Source organism: Collinsella aerofaciens, assembly GCF_040910265.1.
GTDB classification, from domain to species: Bacteria; Actinomycetota; Coriobacteriia; order Coriobacteriales; family Coriobacteriaceae; genus Collinsella; species Collinsella aerofaciens_BK.
Genome location: NZ_JBDGAW010000032.1, coordinates 1 through 15,756 on the forward strand (window position 1 = coordinate 1; position 15,756 = coordinate 15,756).

Annotated in this window: 18 protein-coding genes and 1 pseudogene; all 19 read left to right on the forward strand. The window is 58.9% G+C overall.

Annotated elements, in window-relative coordinates:
* Positions 1-299: 299 nt before the first annotated feature.
* Positions 300-857, forward strand: coding sequence for a hypothetical protein (locus tag AB5Z14_RS09870; RefSeq protein WP_368131264.1), 558 nt, complete (start codon positions 300-302; stop codon positions 855-857).
* Between the two features lie 38 nt (positions 858-895).
* On the forward strand, positions 896-1,663 hold the full coding sequence (locus tag AB5Z14_RS09875; RefSeq protein ID WP_368131265.1) for a GntR family transcriptional regulator: 768 nt from the start codon (positions 896-898) through the stop codon (positions 1,661-1,663).
* Positions 1,648-2,361, forward strand: a complete 714-nt coding sequence (locus AB5Z14_RS09880; protein ID WP_368131266.1) for a GntR family transcriptional regulator — start codon at positions 1,648-1,650, stop codon at positions 2,359-2,361. Before AB5Z14_RS09875 ends, AB5Z14_RS09880 begins: the two co-directional genes overlap by 16 nt.
* Before the next feature lie 193 nt (positions 2,362-2,554).
* Positions 2,555-3,670: an SIS domain-containing protein gene (locus AB5Z14_RS09885; RefSeq protein ID WP_368131267.1), complete on the forward strand. Its 1,116-nt coding sequence runs from the start codon at positions 2,555-2,557 to the stop codon at positions 3,668-3,670.
* Positions 3,671-3,730: 60 nt separating this feature from the next.
* Complete coding sequence (locus tag AB5Z14_RS09890) at positions 3,731-4,792, forward strand: SIS domain-containing protein (protein ID WP_368131268.1); 1,062 nt, start codon at positions 3,731-3,733, stop codon at positions 4,790-4,792.
* A 46-nt stretch (positions 4,793-4,838) separates the two neighbouring features.
* A complete protein-coding gene (locus AB5Z14_RS09895) occupies positions 4,839-5,258 on the forward strand; it encodes a PTS sugar transporter subunit IIA (protein ID WP_148346728.1) in 420 nt (139 codons plus the stop codon).
* Between the two features lie 57 nt (positions 5,259-5,315).
* Complete coding sequence (locus tag AB5Z14_RS09900) at positions 5,316-5,798, forward strand: PTS sugar transporter subunit IIB (RefSeq protein ID WP_117646647.1); 483 nt, start codon at positions 5,316-5,318, stop codon at positions 5,796-5,798.
* A gap of 60 nt (positions 5,799-5,858) precedes the next feature.
* The gene (locus AB5Z14_RS09905; RefSeq protein WP_368131269.1) at positions 5,859-6,632 is read left to right on the forward strand and encodes a PTS mannose/fructose/sorbose/N-acetylgalactosamine transporter subunit IIC; all 774 of its coding nucleotides are present in this window, start codon (positions 5,859-5,861) and stop codon (positions 6,630-6,632) included.
* A complete protein-coding gene (locus AB5Z14_RS09910) occupies positions 6,613-7,446 on the forward strand; it encodes a PTS system mannose/fructose/sorbose family transporter subunit IID (protein ID WP_368131270.1) in 834 nt (277 codons plus the stop codon). The genes AB5Z14_RS09905 and AB5Z14_RS09910 overlap by 20 nt, the downstream gene beginning before the upstream one ends.
* Positions 7,447-7,525: 79 nt before the next feature.
* Positions 7,526-8,416, forward strand: a complete 891-nt coding sequence (locus tag AB5Z14_RS09915; protein WP_368131271.1) for a DMT family transporter — start codon at positions 7,526-7,528, stop codon at positions 8,414-8,416.
* Between the two features lie 224 nt (positions 8,417-8,640).
* Positions 8,641-9,414 (forward strand): PTS mannose/fructose/sorbose/N-acetylgalactosamine transporter subunit IIC, encoded by a 774-nt coding sequence (locus AB5Z14_RS09920; RefSeq protein ID WP_368131272.1) that lies wholly within the window; start codon positions 8,641-8,643, stop codon positions 9,412-9,414.
* Positions 9,395-10,228, forward strand: coding sequence for a PTS system mannose/fructose/sorbose family transporter subunit IID (locus tag AB5Z14_RS09925; protein ID WP_368131270.1), 834 nt, complete (start codon positions 9,395-9,397; stop codon positions 10,226-10,228). Before AB5Z14_RS09920 ends, AB5Z14_RS09925 begins: the two co-directional genes overlap by 20 nt.
* 84 nt (positions 10,229-10,312) lie before the next feature.
* Positions 10,313-11,527, forward strand: a complete 1,215-nt coding sequence (locus AB5Z14_RS09930) for an MFS transporter (RefSeq protein WP_368131273.1) — start codon at positions 10,313-10,315, stop codon at positions 11,525-11,527.
* 170 nt (positions 11,528-11,697) lie between these two features.
* A complete protein-coding gene (locus AB5Z14_RS09935) occupies positions 11,698-12,759 on the forward strand; it encodes an SIS domain-containing protein (protein WP_346977368.1) in 1,062 nt (353 codons plus the stop codon).
* Positions 12,760-12,842: 83 nt separating this feature from the next.
* The gene (locus AB5Z14_RS09940; RefSeq protein ID WP_368131274.1) at positions 12,843-13,259 is read left to right on the forward strand and encodes a PTS sugar transporter subunit IIA; all 417 of its coding nucleotides are present in this window, start codon (positions 12,843-12,845) and stop codon (positions 13,257-13,259) included.
* A gap of 17 nt (positions 13,260-13,276) precedes the next feature.
* The gene (locus AB5Z14_RS09945) at positions 13,277-13,747 is read left to right on the forward strand and encodes a PTS sugar transporter subunit IIB (protein ID WP_368131275.1); all 471 of its coding nucleotides are present in this window, start codon (positions 13,277-13,279) and stop codon (positions 13,745-13,747) included.
* An 8-nt stretch (positions 13,748-13,755) separates the two neighbouring features.
* A complete protein-coding gene (locus AB5Z14_RS09950) occupies positions 13,756-14,547 on the forward strand; it encodes a PTS mannose/fructose/sorbose/N-acetylgalactosamine transporter subunit IIC (RefSeq protein WP_368131276.1) in 792 nt (263 codons plus the stop codon).
* A complete protein-coding gene (locus AB5Z14_RS09955; RefSeq protein ID WP_368131277.1) occupies positions 14,537-15,373 on the forward strand; it encodes a PTS system mannose/fructose/sorbose family transporter subunit IID in 837 nt (278 codons plus the stop codon). The genes AB5Z14_RS09950 and AB5Z14_RS09955 overlap by 11 nt, the downstream gene beginning before the upstream one ends.
* A gap of 83 nt (positions 15,374-15,456) precedes the next feature.
* A pseudogene (locus AB5Z14_RS09960) lies at positions 15,457-15,756 on the forward strand (sugar phosphate isomerase/epimerase family protein); the annotation flags it as partial.

The following is a 15,756-nucleotide window of genomic DNA, read 5'->3' on the forward strand; positions in this document are numbered from 1 at the left end:
GTCCGGGGAAGTTCGCGAAGCCCACTTCCCCGGACAAAGTCACCCCGCCTGACAGGGCCCTCTCGACCGTCTCGTTTTGCGGGGTCTGATTCTTTTTTATGTAATGGAGTTATTGCTGCTGCGACCCCGGAGACCGTGCATCTACCTATGGTCAGCCAGGATTACATCATCGGGGCCGGGGAGGCATACTTTGTTTTGAGAAGTTCGCGAAGCCCACTTCTCAAAACAAAGTATGCCTCCCCGGCCCTCGCCCGTGAACTCTTCCGCTGAGCGAGTATTAGACGCCACGCACCGATACGGTGAAGCATGAGCTTGAAATTGGTGCTATATTCGGCTTGAGTTGTTTAATGCTAGTACGGGAGGCTGATATGGGGCTGTTCAAGAAGAAAAACCCGCAGGACGCCTTTGATCCCGATGTGTTTACCATCACGGATACTATTTTGGACCCGCCGCGGTTTACGTTTTTGCCCGCTATCTACCAAGATGCCACGCGTCGCAAGTGGGCCGTGCATCAGCGTGGTGCGCAGCCGAAGATCTTTGACTATTCGGATGTGCTGCAGTGCGAGGTGGCCGAGGCGGGTGGCCCGGAAGCCGACGAGACGCCTTCAAAACAGGAATTTGCCCAGCGTATTCTGGCAAATCCTGCCAAGGCGGCAAAAATAAACGCCGCCAAGCGTAATATGTGTCTTGGTATGGGTGTTGTTGTGGCGGTTCAGACGGGAAAAGACGAGGTTTCCAAGTTAGAGATTCCCGTTATGACCGACGAAGTCAAACGCGATTCAAACCTATATAAGTCGTATCGGAATGTCGCCGAGAAAATCAAGGCCGAGTTTGATGCCATGGGAGGGCTGGCCTAATTCTGGCGACAGACATTTTTGAATGAGGAGTCTGTGCAATGGCAGGCGAATCTTATGCAATTCCCCCCAAAGATCGTGCTGTTGAGGGAATTCTTTGGTATATCCAGCACCATCAGCTTGCCGGCGGCGATCGCCTGCCGGCCGAGCGCGTGCTGTGCGAGGTTATTGGCGTTTCGCGTACGGCGTTGCGTGCTGGCATCACGCGTCTTATTTCGTGCGGAACGCTCGAGAGCCGCCGCGGATCGGGTACGTATGTGTGTCCTCCCAAACCGCTAAATATCTTCCAGGAAACGTACAACTTTTCCGATGCCGTGCGAACTGCCGGCCTGCACCCCTCTTCTCGCTTGGTTTCCATCGAGACTGTCGAGGCGGATGAGGCGCTTGCCGACAAACTTGGGGTGGCCGTAGGCGCTCCCTTGCTCCGCATGCAGCGCGCCCGTCTCATTGAGGGCGAGCCGGCGTCGATCGAAACGGCCCATGTCAATCTGTCGCTTTGCCCGTCGCTTCCCGACCATGATTTTGAGCACGAGAGTCTCTATGACGTCTTGCTCAAAGAGGGTGGTGTGCGCGTTGAACACGGACGCGAGCACATCTCGATCTCACGCCTGAACGCCGAAGAGGCCGAGCTTCTCCAACAAGAAGAGGGAACGCCGGTGTTCTACGAAAGCACGATTGAGTTTGATAAAGACATGCGCTTTGTGGAGCATTGCAAATCGGTGATTTTGCCCACAAAGTTCCGCTTTGCCGATAACGGTGAAAAGAACGGCATGAGGAGCGTGGCAGGTGAACAATGGCTGAAACAGTAGATGCCACCCCGGTTTATATGCGCTTACGACGTCGCATTGAAGAGCGTATCGAACGCGGTATATATCCCACGGGTTCCATGATTCCGTCCGAAAAAGACCTCGCCGAGGAATTTGGTACGACACGCTTGACCATCCGGAGTGCTGTCGATGAGTTGGTTCGGCGCGGGCAGATTCGTCGCGTCCGCGGAAAGGGCGCGTTTGTGGCACAGAAAGTGCCCGTTGCCTACGAGCGAACAGGAGGCTTTCGCGAGTCGGTTCGTGCTTCGGGCGGCGAGCCGTCCGTCCGCATCCTCGCGCGTTCCAAGCGTTATGCGGGCCCTTATTACGCCAACCTGTTTGGCATTGCCGAGGACGATTTGCTGTATTCGATTCGGCGTTTGAACTGCGTCAACGGCGATCCCGTATCGATTGAGATGGCGTTCATTCCGTGCCTGCTGTTTCCCACAATCGAAAATATTGACGTGTCGGTCTTCAGTTTGTACGAGACCTATGAGATGCTGGGCCGGAAGCCGGTCATGGCGCAGGAGAAGCTCGATATCGAGGCGGTGGGTGCACGCGACGCGGGCTTGCTTGGCTTGGAACAAGGGGATCTTGTTTTGCTTTTGGAATGCGTGAGCTATGACGCGAGCGGTCAGGCTATCGAGTATGTAAAGTCCTTCAATCGTGGCGATGCGGGCGGCTACACCTATACGTACTAGCTGGGGCTTTGCATCACGCACGGTAACAGCCGGTCTGTTTGGGCAATTTGACCGACTGTATATACAACCTTACATGGCTCAAAATCGACCGTTCGCCGAAGGGGATAAATTAATCGACAAAGAGGCATCAAAAAGCCGTAACCTGTAACTGTGATTGGTATCAAATACTAATGATTTGTTACGAGGTGAGACGATGAAGATGCTCGATTACGTTCAACTCGCCCATGTGCGTATGGGAGAGAACCTCGAGCGTTCGTCTGAGCTGGTGGCGCAGCTCGTTGATATTTTCCAGTCCGGTTCTTTTGACGCGCTGCGCATCGTTGCTTCGGGTTCGTCGCGCCATGCCGCCGATTGCGCCCGCGATTACCTGCAAGATGCGCTGCAGATGCAAGTGTCCGTTGTGACGCCCGAGGTCTTCGTCGATTTTGAACACACCTATCCGCAGCATGCGCTCAACATCGCCGTCTCGCAGAGTGGTTATTCGACCAATACGATTGCGGCGCTCGATTACATGCGCGCACACGATATGGCTGCAGTTGCGCTTACGGCAAACGTCGAGGCACCCATCAAGGAGCACACTGACATCGTTCTTGACTACGGTGTGGGCGTCGAGTCGGTGGACTTTGTGACTCTGGGCGTCGAGGTTCTCGTTGAGTACCTGGTGCTCTTTGGTATTTACGGCGGTCAGGCGCGCGGAACGATTGACGCCAAGGGCGTTGCCCAGCGTCTTGACGACCTGCGCGAGGCTATCCAGGCCAATGCCGTGATGTGCAAGACCGCCGAGGCATATGTCCAAGGCCACATGCTCGAGCTTTCTGAGCACATACCCGCCATGGTCGTCGGCAACGGCCCCAACTACGGTGTTGCCGAGGAGGCGGCGCTCAAGCTGAGCGAGACCATCAAGATTCCAGCGATGCATTACGAGGGCGAGGAGTTTGTTCACGGCCCCGAAATGCAGATAACCCCAGGCTACCTAGTGTTTATCGTCGACGATCCGCAGGGGTCGGAGCGTCTTGCGAATATCGCCGATGCGCTATCGAACGTTACGACAAAAACGGTACTGCTCACGGCCCATCCCAGGGGTAAGGCTCACGAGGTTGCGGTGCCTCAGGTGGCTCCGCTGCTCAGCGCAATTCCCAACCTTGTGTTCTTCCAGACGATTGCGGCAATGATTGCCGAGCGTCTGAAGTCATGGGACGTACACCCGTATCTCGATGCCGTCTCCAAGCAAATGGAGGTCAAGGCAGAGGGCTACGAAGAGTCAGTCAATGCGCTTAAGGCCAAAGCGGCTGAGTGTTACGGAATGTAAGCGGGCTTTGATGCCCGTTGGCATGGGGGATGTGGAGACAACCCCAGAAAGGAGAGACAAATGAAGGAAACCGAGAAGATCGAGATCATGCATTTCGACCAGGAGGGCTACCTCGAGGACGGCAAGGCGCTCTACGAGACCGGCAAGAAGATGACCGCGCTCGCCGACAAGGTCGCCGACGAGGGCTACGACGCCGTGTTCCTGATGGGCGTCGGCGGCACCTGGGACGAGCTCATGCAGCTTGAGTACCTCATGAACAAGTTCGGCGACCGCGACCTCGAGGTCTACCTGATCCATGCCGCCGAGTGGAACGTCATGGGCCACAAGCGCATGACCGAGAAGTCCGTCGTGCTCACCGCCTCCGAGTCCGGCACCACCCCCGAGGTCCTCGAGGCCGTCAAGAAGATGAAGGACATGGGCGTGCGCGTCTACGCCATGACCAAGCCCGAGGGCCCCATCGGCCAGGCTGTGGGTGCCGAGAACTGCGTCGCCATGGCTTCTGACCATGGTTCGGGCGGCTGCGAGAAAGGCTACTACCTCGCCGACTGCTTCGGCCTGCGCCTGCTCAACCGCCGCGGCTGCTTCCCCAAGTTCGACCTGTTTATCGAGCAGACCAAGGACATCTGGAAGGACATGCTCGACATCCGCAAGCGCTTCGAGCCGCGCGCCGAGGAGCTCGCCAAGAAGTACGCCCTGGCCCCCTACACCATGTTCATCGGCTCCGGCGCCCTGTGGGGCGAGACCATCCTGTTCTCGATGTGCATCCTGGAGGAGATGCAGTGGAAGCGCACCCGCTACATCACCTCGGCCGACTTCTTCCACGGCACCCTCGAGCTCGTGGAGCCCGGCGTCCCGGTCTTCCTGTTCATGGGCGAGGACGAGAACCGCAAGCTCGACGAGCGCGCCCGCGCGTTCCTGACCCGCGGCGTGACCGGCGACACCGACATCAACATCATCGACACCGCCGAGTTCGCGATCCCCGGCCTTGACGACGAGTTCCGCGTCATCGTCTCCCCGTGGATTCTGACGGTGCTCGTTACCGACCGCCTGGCTCGCTACTACGAGACGGTCACCAAGCACAACCTCAAGTATCGTCGCTACTATCACCAGTTCGACTACTAAAGAAAACGGGTGCGGGAACGTGCCGGGCTATTGAGAGGAACACAGAATGAGACAGTACATCATCGCCAGCCATGCGCACTTCGCTACCGGCATCAAGGAGAGCGTCGAGCTGCTCTCGGGCGCTCGCGACAACGTCCACGATCTTTCGATGTTCGTCGATGGCCGCATGGACGTGGCCGAGGAGGCCCAAAAACTGCTGGCAGGCATGTCTGCTGACGATGATGTCGTTGTCTGCACCGACCTCTTTGGCGGCAGCGTCAACAACGAGTTCACCAAGATCGTCCAGACGCGTCCCCGCACGTACCTCGTTACCAACATGAACCTTCCTCTGCTCATCCAGCTGCTGTTCTCTGACGAGTCGGCGCCGGTTGAGGAGACGATTCGCGCCATCGTCGCTGCGGACGATACGCGCGTGAAGTTTGTCAACGATCTTTTGGTCGATGACGAGGAGGAGGAAGAGTTCTAATCCGCAGCACCTACTGACACGCCGTATGACGGCACAAGACCTTTGGGGGGTCACATTATGATTCAGCTACTTCGCGTTGACCATCGCCTGCTTCATGGCCAGGTCGCAGTTTCCTGGGTTCAGGGCCTTGGCTCCAACTGCATCTTCTGCGTGGGCGATAAGGTCGCCAACGACCCGGTGTGGAAGACGACGCTCAAGATGGGCAAGCCTGCCGGCTGCAAGCTCGTCATCAAGGATATGGCGAATGCCATCGAGGCTATCAACTCGGGCGTGACCGACAAGTACAAGATGATCATCTGCGTTGCCACTATCGCTGAGGCAAAGCAGCTTGTTGAGGGCTGCCCGCAGATTAAGTCGGTCAACCTGGGCAACACCAAGCCCAAGGACGAGAAGCGCCCCGATGCTCGTCAGGTCTCTCGTCAGATCTTCCTGACCGCAGCCGAGGAAGCCGATGTGCGCGAGATGCTGGATCGTGGCGTTGAGGTCGAGATTCGTCCTCTGGCCGACGACCCCAAGGTCGACTGCGCCAGCGTGCTCTAGGCGTTTAATTTCGAAGAGCCTGCGGGTTCTTCGTAGCGTCCTATATGGAAAGGGGGATGTATGCTTACCCAAGCAATCCTCATCGGACTTATCGCCGCATTTGGTAAGTTCGACTACCAGCTCGGTACGCTCTATGCGTTCCGCCCCATCGTCCTGTGCCCGCTCGTGGGCCTGGTGCTGGGGGACCTGCAGTCCGCTCTCGCGATCGGTGCGAGCCTGGAGCTGCTGTTCATGGGCTCGATCTCCATCGGCGCCTACGTGCCACCTGATGAGACGATCGGCGGCGTGCTCGCCTGTGCCTTCGCCATCCAGCTCGGCCAGAGCACCGAGGCAGCCATCGCGCTCGCTATGCCCATCGCCACGCTGTGCCTTGCCATCAAGAACATCCTCAACGCGGCCCTGCCGATTTTGGTTGACCGCGCCGATGTTTTCTCTGCCCAGGGCAACCTTAAGGGCGTCTATGCGATGCACTTCCTGATCGGTTCCACCGGTATCATCATGGCGTTCCTGTTGTGCTCGCTGTCGTTCTATCTGGGTGCTGACGCTATCCAGGGCGTGCTCGACTTTATCCCCGACTTTGTCCTTGCTGGCTTTGGCGTCGCGGCCAACATCCTGCCGGCCATGGGCTTCGCCATGCTCGGCCGCCTGGTGCTCACCAAGCAGCTCGTGCCCTTCTACTTCCTGGGCTTCCTGCTGTGCTCCTACGCCAACGTGCCCGTCCTCGGCGTCGCCCTGATCGCCATCATCATCGGCATCGACAAGTTCGACCTGCTGGGACTCGGCGGAGCCCAGCCCCAGCTCTCCGCGGAAGGGGATGAGGACGATGACTTCTAGTCCCGAGAACAAGATCACGCGCTCCGACCTGATCAAGAGCGCCGTCAACGTCGGCTCCCTGGGCATGGAGTTCTCCTGGACCTACTACAAGCAGATGAACATCGCCTTCTGCCTGATGGTCGCCAACATGCTCAAGAAGATCTACGCCGGCCGCCCCGACGACTACGCCGAGGCCCTGCACCGCCACTGCGCGTTCTTCAACATCACCGTCCAGTTCGCCCCGTTCGTCGGCGGCATCGCGATGGCCATGGAGGAGAAGGTCGCCCGCGGCGAGATCGAGCCGGAGAGCGTCAACGACGTCAAGGCCGCCCTCATGGGCCCGCTGTCGGGCATCGGCGACTCCATCTTCCTGTCGACGCTGCGCGTGGTCGCCGCCGCGGTGGGCATCAGCCTGTGCCAGGCCGGCAACCCCTTCGGCCCCATCGCCTTCCTGCTCATCTACAACGTCCCCGGCTTCGCGCTGCGCGTCTGGGGCGCCGTCAAGGGCTACGAGCTGGGCGTGGGCTTCCTGGACGAGGCCCAGAGGACCGGCCTCATGCAGAAGATCATGACCTGCGTGGGCATCGTGGGCGTCATGGTCGTGGGCGCCATGTGCAAGGACATGTTCTGGGCCAGCATCCCCGTGGCCATCGGCTCGGGCGACGACGCCCAGACCCTCCAGGACATCCTGGACGGCATCATGCCCGGCATGCTCGGCATGATCGCCTTCTGGCTCTACTACTGGCTGCTGTCCAAGAAGATCAACCCCATGGTGCTGATCGTGGCCACCATGGTCGTGGGCATCGTCGGCGCGTTCTTCGGCGTGCTGGCGTAAGGCTCGGCCATATCTATCTGCCCCCAAGGGAAACGGCGACCCACTGCGGTCGCCGTTTTTTATTACGAGGAGGTGCTTCGTGAATCGATCTGACAATCCACCCGACAATGGCGTGAGCGGTGCGATGTACCTATTTGGCACGGCGCTCCTGTGGAGCTTTATCGGCATCCTCGTTCACGCCAACTCACAATCGGCCCTTTTGATCGGCGCCGTCACGGCGATATTCATGGCGCTGTGTATTCTGTGCGTGGGCAGGCCAAAGCTGCGCATCAGCCGCCTGATTGTCCTTGTGGCCGTCTGCAATTTTGTAACGGGCACCACGTTTAACTTCGCCAACCAGCTCACATCGGTCAGCAACGCGATTGTCTTGCAGTACACCTCGATGATCTTTGTCATCGTGTACCAGTCGCTTGCATCGCGCACGCTGCCTTCGACGGCAAAGATCCTCTCCGTGATGGTTGCCTTTGCGGGCATGGGTCTCTTCTTTTTGGGCGACTTGAGTGCCCAGGGCATGCTCGGCAATCTGCTCGCCGTGATTTCGGGCGCCACCTTTGGGTTGTGCTTTTTCCTCAATGCGCGCCCCGATGCCTCGCCGATGGTGTCCTCGCTCATATCGTGCGGGATCTCGATGCTGCCGATTTTCTATTTCGCCGGTGATCTGGGTGCCGTCAAACCCTTTGAGTGGGGTCTCATGCTGGCGCATGGTCTATTTTGCAGCGGCCTGGCGAGCGTTCTGTATGCCAAGGGAATCGCGCGCACCAATGCGTTTGCCGCCAACCTGGTCTGCATGAGCGAGGTTGTGCTCGCGCCCTGCTGGTCGGCGCTGCTCTTTGGTGAGGTCTTTAGCTGGAACGAGCTGTTGGGTGCGGCGATCATCGTCTCGGTTATCGTGGCCAACCTGGTTTCCGATGCGTTCGGCGATGGTTTTCTCGTGGCGCTGGTCCGGCGCGGCGGCAAGAATCGGGCCTGAGGGCATACGTCTGCCGTTTACGGATAAAAACACCCCGCTGAGCGAGTGGTATTAAATAAGATGAACCTGCATACCTATAATTGGTATTAAATCATTTGTGCCTGGTATGGGTGTTAGCAGCACGCCAGGTGCGCTTCGAGCCGTGTGGCCGAAATCCCGGATTGATATCAGATGCGCGCGCGACGGGACCAGCTTAGGCTCGAGACCTTATATTTGGAGGAACTATGCTTACCCAAGCAATCCTCGTCGGCTTAGTCGGAGCCTTTGGCTGCCTCGACTACCAGCTCGGCACCCTCTACGCATTCCGCCCCATCGTCCTGTGCCCGCTCGTGGGCCTGGTGCTGGGGGATCTGCAGACTGGTCTTGCCGTAGGTGCAAGCCTGGAGCTGCTGTTCATGGGCTCGATCTCCATCGGCGCCTACGTGCCGCCTAACGAGACGGTTGGAGGCGTGCTCGCCTGCGCCTTCGCGATTCAGCTCGGCCAGGGTACGGAGACGGCCATCGCGCTCGCCATGCCCATCGCCGTCCTCTCGCTGACGATCGGCAATATCACCAACGCTCTTTTCCCGGTGTTCGTCGATATGGCGGACAAGTACGCCCTCAAGGGCAACCTCAAAGGCATTTATGCGGTGCACTGGGGCATTGGCCTTTGGGGCTGCCTGGAATACTTCCTGCTGTGCGGCGGTGCCTTCTACCTGGGCTCCGATGCCATCCAGGGTCTGCTTGACTTTATCCCGCCCTTCATCATTGATGGTTGCGGCGTCGCGGCCAACATCCTGCCGGCCATGGGCTTCGCCATGCTCGGCCGCCTGGTGCTCACCAAGCAGCTCGTGCCCTTCTACTTCCTGGGCTTCCTGCTGTGCTCCTACGCCAACGTGCCCGTCCTCGGCGTCGCCCTGATCGCCATCATCATCGGCATCGACAAGTTCGACCTGCTGGGACTCGGCGGAGCCCAGCCCCAGCTCTCCGCGGAAGGGGATGAGGACGATGACTTCTAGTCCCGAGAACAAGATCACGCGCTCCGACCTGATCAAGAGCGCCGTCAACGTCGGCTCCCTGGGCATGGAGTTCTCCTGGACCTACTACAAGCAGATGAACATCGCCTTCTGCCTGATGGTCGCCAACATGCTCAAGAAGATCTACGCCGGCCGCCCCGACGACTACGCCGAGGCCCTGCACCGCCACTGCGCGTTCTTCAACATCACCGTCCAGTTCGCCCCGTTCGTCGGCGGCATCGCGATGGCCATGGAGGAGAAGGTCGCCCGCGGCGAGATCGAGCCGGAGAGCGTCAACGACGTCAAGGCCGCCCTCATGGGCCCGCTGTCGGGCATCGGCGACTCCATCTTCCTGTCGACGCTGCGCGTGGTCGCCGCCGCGGTGGGCATCAGCCTGTGCCAGGCCGGCAACCCCTTCGGCCCCATCGCCTTCCTGCTCATCTACAACGTCCCCGGCTTCGCGCTGCGCGTCTGGGGCGCCGTCAAGGGCTACGAGCTGGGCGTGGGCTTCCTGGACGAGGCCCAGAGGACCGGCCTCATGCAGAAGATCATGACCTGCGTGGGCATCGTGGGCGTCATGGTCGTGGGCGCCATGTGCAAGGACATGTTCTGGGCCAGCATCCCCGTGGCCATCGGCTCGGGCGACGACGCCCAGACCCTCCAGGACATCCTGGACGGCATCATGCCCGGCATGCTCGGCATGATCGCCTTCTGGCTCTACTACTGGCTGCTGTCCAAGAAGATCAACCCCATGGTGCTGATCGTGGCCACCATGGTCGTGGGCATCGTCGGCGCGTTCTTCGGCGTGCTGGCGTAAAGCCTGCAGCAACGTTTTATCGACCTTGCAAAGGGATGGAGCAGGCCTGTGCCCTCCATCCCCTTTTGTTTAAAAGGAGTTCGTATGTTCGCGAAGGATCGCGAAGCAATGCGCCTGACACCGGCAGAGGTCAGGCTGATTCTCATTGAGTCCCTGCAGTGGTGCGCCAACAACGCGGTGTACTTTTTGGGGCTTATCGGGGCTGCTACGTATGATTTGGCGGGCACCGCCTTTTTGGTCGCCGCCATCACGCTCGTGCGCAACCTCACGACCTCGGTGGGCAATATGGTGTCGGGCTCGGTTATCGATCGTTTTGGTCCGCGCCGTACGTCGTTTGTGACGTGTGCGGTCACGGCGGTGCTGTCCCTCGGCATTGGCCTGGCGCCGCTGTCCGTTCCCGGGCTGGTGTTTGCCGCATGTGTTTTGGGACTTGCCGGTGGTTTTATCAACACCTGCACGCATGCATTTCCGGGGTATCTTGAGTCGACCACCGAGGGCCGTACGCGTGTGAACGGCCTGATGGTCTTCTACAGCAACATCGCCTATACCGCGGGGCCGCTTCTTGGCGGTGCCATCGTGAGCTGCTTTGCCACGCAATCTGTCTATCTGCTTATGGCGGCAATGATGGGCGTGGCGGCCGTGCTCTCCTTGGGGTGTCACGAGTGCGTTGCTCCCGCGAAAGGGGGGAAGCCAAAAGGCGGCATCCTTGGCGGCATGGTCGAGGGTGCCCGGCTCACGTTTTGCAACCACGATCTGCGTCTCATCTTTATCTCCGGCTTTTTGGGCTTCTTTGCGTTTGGCGCGTTCGATTCGCTGGAGTCGCTGTTCTATCGCGATGTGCTCAATGTAGATATCGTCTGGCTGGGATGGCTTTCCTCGGTCGTGGGCCTTACCTCTTCGGTGGGTGCCTTCGCCCTGACCAAGCTTTCGGCTCGCCATGTTAACCTGCGCCTGTTGCTTGGGTCGCTCATGACGGTGGGCATTGGGTCCATGGTGTACGTGGGTACCGATATGCTGGGGGTGGCGATTATCGGCCAGGCGATCAATGGCTTGGCTTGGGGCTTCTTGGAGCCGCTACAGATGATCTTGATTCAGGAGCGCGCGGACATCAAGTACCTGGGACGCATTACCGGCTTTGTGCGTTTTGGCCTGATGAGTGCTGGCGTGCTGCCGTTGCTGGCTGCTCCATTTTTGGCGGAGGCCTTGGGCGTTCAGGCGGTGCTGTTTGGAGCTTCGACAATCATTGCGCTGGTAGGAACGCTGTTCTTTGTCACGCAGGGGAAGCGCCGGGAGTGCTAGATATACATCTAATTCTAATTTAATACCACTCACCCGAGAATTTCGACCGTTCACCGATGATCGGCACAGATTACAAAGTGGTATTAAAAACACGTTGGGTGTATGTCTATAATTGGTATCGAAAAGAAACGCGATGTATAGAGTCGCGTCCAAGACAGAAAGGACAAGCCATGAAGGAAACCGAGAAGATCGAGATCATGCACTTTAGCCAGGAGGGCTACGTCGAGGACGGCAAGAACGTCTACGAGACCGGCAAGAAGATGACCGCGCTCGCCGACAAGGTCGCCGACGAGGGCTACGACGCCGTGTTCCTGATGGGCGTCGGCGGCACCTGGGACGAGCTCATGCAGCTCGAGTACCTCATGAACAAGTTCGGCGACCGCGATCTGGAGGTCTACCTGATCCACGCCGCCGAGTGGAACGTTATGGGCCACAAGCGCATGACCGAGAAGTCCGTCGTGCTCACCGCCTCCGAGTCCGGCACCACCCCCGAGGTCCTCGAGGCCGTCAAAAAGATGAAGGAAAAGGGCATTCGCGTCTACGCCATGACCAAGCCCGAGGGCCCCATCGGCCAGGCTGTCGGCGCCGAGAACTGCGTCAAGATGGCCTCCGATCACGGTAACGGTGGCTGCGAGATGGGCTACTACCTCGCCGACTGCTTCGGCCTGCGCCTGCTCAACCGCCGCGGCTGCTTCCCGCAGTTCGACAAGTTCATTGAGCAGACCAAGGATGTTTGGACCCACCTGGTCGACATCCGCAAGAGCTTCGAGCCGCGCGCCGAGGAGCTCGCCAAGAAGTACGCACTGGCCCCCTACACCATGTTCATCGGCTCCGGCGCCCTGTGGGGCGAGACCATCCTCTTCTCGATGTGCATCCTCGAGGAGATGCAGTGGAAGCGCACCCGCTATATCACTTCCGCCGACTTCTTCCACGGCACGCTCGAGCTCGTGGAGCCCGGCGTTCCCGTGTTCCTGTTCATGGGCGAGGACGAGAACCGCAAGCTCGATGAGCGCGTCCGCGCCTTCCTCAACCGCGGCGTGACCGGCGACACCGATATCAACATCATCGACACCGCCGAGTTCGCCATCCCCGGCCTGGACGACGAGTTCCGCGTCATCGTGTCTCCGTGGATCCTGTCCTCGCTGATCACCGATCGACTCGCCGCCTACTACGAGACGGTCACCAAGCACAACCTCAACTACCGTCGCTACTATCACCAGTTCGACTACTAATCGACTGCTAAGCAAGAAGCACCCTGCCCGGGCGCATGCGTCCGGGCTTTTTTATGCCGAAATTCGCTAGAAAGGAGAACCGAATGAGGCAGTTTATCGTTGCATCCCATGCTCACTTCGCGTCTGGAATTGTCGAGAGCATCGGCTTGCTCTCCGGCGAGCGCGAAAACGTCCACGCGCTCTCTATGTATGTCGACGGAAACGAAGACCTGGCTAAGGAGGCCGCAGCGATTCTAGATGGCTTTGCCGCGGACGATGAGGTCGTCGTGTGCACCGACCTGTTTGGTGGCAGCGTCAACAACGAGTTCACCAAGGTTGTCCAGACGCGCCCCAACACGCATCTGGTGACCAATATGAACCTGCCGCTTCTGATCCAGCTGCTGTTCGTATCCGATTCCACCCCGATCGACGAGGCCATTCGCCAGATCGTCGAGGCGGACGACGCTAAGGTCAAGTACGTCAACGACCTGCTAGGCCAGGCCGAACTCGATGAGTTTTAATCGTTAGGGAGCACATCATGATTCAGATGATTCGCGTAGATTATCGACTGCTTCACGGCCAGGTTGCCGTGAGCTGGACCTCGGCTTTGGGTGCCGACTGCATCCTGCTGGTGAGCGACACGGTCCTCAACGACAAGCTTCGTCTGCAGGCCCTGTCCCTTGCAAAGCCGGAGGGCTGCAAGGTCGTCGTCAAAAACACCGAGGATGCCGTCAAGGCGCTCCAGAGCGGTGTGACCGACAAGTACAAGCTCTTCGTTGTTTGCGAGACGATTCAGCAGGCCGGTGTCGTCGCAAAGGCGATGGGCGTCAAGAAGATCAACCTCGGCAACGTGGCCTTTAGCGAGGATGCCCGCCAGGTCTCGACGAGCGTGTTCCTTACGCCCGAGAACGAGGCATACGTGAAGGAGCTGCTCGGCGAGGGCTATGAGCTGTTCATCCAGATGATTCCGGCGGATGCAAAGACTGACGCCGCAAAGGCCATCGGTTAGGGGCTGTCATGGTTATCAAGACAATCCTGATTTTCCTTATCGCCCTTTTGGGCTATTCCGAGTGGCTGACGGGCACGAGCTACCTCCAGCGCCCGATCGTGCTCGGACCTCTGGTCGGCCTTGTTATGGGCGATGTAGTGACCGGCACGATCATGGGCGCCACGATGGAGCTTGCCATGGTCGGCGCAATCTCGGTCGGCGCCTATAACCCGCCCGATACGATTTCCGGAACCATCCTGGGCGTATCCCTTGCCATGCAGGCCGGCGCGGACGCTTCGGCGGCACTGACCCTGGGTATTCCCATTGCCACGATCGTTCTGGCGCTCGATACGGCCCTGGGCCAGCCGGTCATGCTGCTGGTGGTGCACCGTATCGACAAGAACGTCGAGGACGGAGACACCAAGGCCATTACGCGCAACATGCTCATCGCCGGTTACGCGCAGAGCTGGTGCGGCTTGCTGATCGTTCCCCTGGCGTTCTTCTTTGGCGCTGACGCCGTCGCCAGCCTGCTCAACATCATTCCCGATTTCGTTCAGACCGGTATGGATGTCGCCGCTGCCTTCTTGCCCGCACTCGGCTTTGCCATGCTGGCTCAGATGATTATGAACAAGACCGTGGCGCCGTTCTTCTTCGCAGGCTTCTTCCTCGTTGCCTACTTTGGCATTAGCACGACGGGCGTGGCGATCTTTGCCGCGATTATTGTCGTCGCGATGACGGTTTTGGGCGACAAGAAAAAGGCGGAGCAGCCCGTGGCGGCAAACGAGGATCCTGCGATTGGGAGTGGGTTCGATGAGTTTTAAGTTTGAGTCTTCCTACGACGGGCTGATTACCCGCGAAGATCTTAAGAAGCTGTTCTGGCGCTCGATTCCCTATGAGCACTCCTGGAACTACGAGCGCATGGGCCATATTGGCTTTATGTGGGCCCTCATGCCGATCCTGCGCAAGCTCTACCCGCAAGATGCGGACTTTAAGGCCGCGCTCAAGCGCCACATGGAGCTCTATAACGTCACGCCGTATATCTCGACGCTCCCCATGTCCATTGCCGCCGCAATGGAGGAAGTCAACGCTACCGAGGACAACTTCGATACGAGCGCGATTTCCAACGTCAAGCTTGCTTTGATGGGTCCGCTTTCCGGTGTGGGCGATGCGTTCTACTGGGGTACGCTGCGAATTTTGGCCACGGGCGTCGGCACCTCGCTGGCCCTGCAGGGCTCTATTCTCGGTCCGATTTTGTTCCTGCTGGTGTTCAACGTTCCCCACTACATCATCCGCTACCTGCTGACGTTTGTGGGATACCGCTTTGGCTCGGACATGATCAGCAAGGTCCAGGAGTCGGGCATCATGGATACGATCGTCAAGATGGCCTCCATCATGGGCGCCATGGTGATCGGCGCCATGACCATGGAGATGGTCACGGTGGACATTCCGCTCATGGTTGGCGCGGGCGATGGTGCTCAGACGCTGGCAGAGCTGCTTAACGGAATCTTCCCGGGCTTTGTCACGATGGGGCTGTTTGGAATCGTCTATCTCATGCTCAAGAAGAAGATGAATCCGCTGCTCATCATGCTTGTGATTTTGCTCGCGAGCATCGCCGGCGCGTTCTTTGGAGTGCTTGGTGTTCAGTAGGGCATCCGTCATAATCAAAACAATGTAAGAGGGGGCGTCGCGCACACTGTGCTGCGGCGCCCTTTTGCCGAAAGGTGGACAAGATGGAGTATCCACAGCTTGCCGTTATGAATATCAGCCATCGTTACTATGACCTGGAGGAATTCTTTTCGTCGGCGGCGGCTTCGGGCTATACGTGCTGTGAGCTTTGGACCGGGGCGATGCATCTGTATGTGGATTGCCATGGCTATGATTCGCTCGAACAGGTGAGGGAGCTTTCGCAGCGGTATGGAGTCCGGATTGTCGGAATTTGCCCCGAGCAGAACAATCCCAAGCCGTGGAATATCGCGGCGCGCGGGGAGGAGTCGCGTGCCCGCACGCTCGCATACTTTAAGAATGTCGTG

Excerpts from the sequence above, each read along its gene's own strand:
- AB5Z14_RS09875 (WP_368131265.1), top strand. The coding sequence starts at position 896 with ATGGCAGGCGAATCTTATGCAATTCCCCCCAAAGATCGTGCTGTTGAG.
- AB5Z14_RS09880 (WP_368131266.1), top strand. The coding sequence starts at position 1,648 with ATGGCTGAAACAGTAGATGCCACCCCGGTTTATATGCGCTTACGACGT.
- AB5Z14_RS09885 (WP_368131267.1), top strand. The coding sequence starts at position 2,555 with ATGAAGATGCTCGATTACGTTCAACTCGCCCATGTGCGTATGGGAGAG.
- AB5Z14_RS09890 (WP_368131268.1), top strand. The coding sequence starts at position 3,731 with ATGAAGGAAACCGAGAAGATCGAGATCATGCATTTCGACCAGGAGGGC.
- AB5Z14_RS09895 (WP_148346728.1), top strand. The coding sequence starts at position 4,839 with ATGAGACAGTACATCATCGCCAGCCATGCGCACTTCGCTACCGGCATC.
- AB5Z14_RS09900 (WP_117646647.1), top strand. The coding sequence starts at position 5,316 with ATGATTCAGCTACTTCGCGTTGACCATCGCCTGCTTCATGGCCAGGTC.
- AB5Z14_RS09905 (WP_368131269.1), top strand. The coding sequence starts at position 5,859 with ATGCTTACCCAAGCAATCCTCATCGGACTTATCGCCGCATTTGGTAAG.
- AB5Z14_RS09910 (WP_368131270.1), top strand. The coding sequence starts at position 6,613 with ATGAGGACGATGACTTCTAGTCCCGAGAACAAGATCACGCGCTCCGAC.
- AB5Z14_RS09920 (WP_368131272.1), top strand. The coding sequence starts at position 8,641 with ATGCTTACCCAAGCAATCCTCGTCGGCTTAGTCGGAGCCTTTGGCTGC.
- AB5Z14_RS09925 (WP_368131270.1), top strand. The coding sequence starts at position 9,395 with ATGAGGACGATGACTTCTAGTCCCGAGAACAAGATCACGCGCTCCGAC.
- AB5Z14_RS09930 (WP_368131273.1), top strand. The coding sequence starts at position 10,313 with ATGTTCGCGAAGGATCGCGAAGCAATGCGCCTGACACCGGCAGAGGTC.
- AB5Z14_RS09935 (WP_346977368.1), top strand. The coding sequence starts at position 11,698 with ATGAAGGAAACCGAGAAGATCGAGATCATGCACTTTAGCCAGGAGGGC.
- AB5Z14_RS09940 (WP_368131274.1), top strand. The coding sequence starts at position 12,843 with ATGAGGCAGTTTATCGTTGCATCCCATGCTCACTTCGCGTCTGGAATT.
- AB5Z14_RS09945 (WP_368131275.1), top strand. The coding sequence starts at position 13,277 with ATGATTCAGATGATTCGCGTAGATTATCGACTGCTTCACGGCCAGGTT.
- AB5Z14_RS09950 (WP_368131276.1), top strand. The coding sequence starts at position 13,756 with ATGGTTATCAAGACAATCCTGATTTTCCTTATCGCCCTTTTGGGCTAT.
- AB5Z14_RS09955 (WP_368131277.1), top strand. The coding sequence starts at position 14,537 with ATGAGTTTTAAGTTTGAGTCTTCCTACGACGGGCTGATTACCCGCGAA.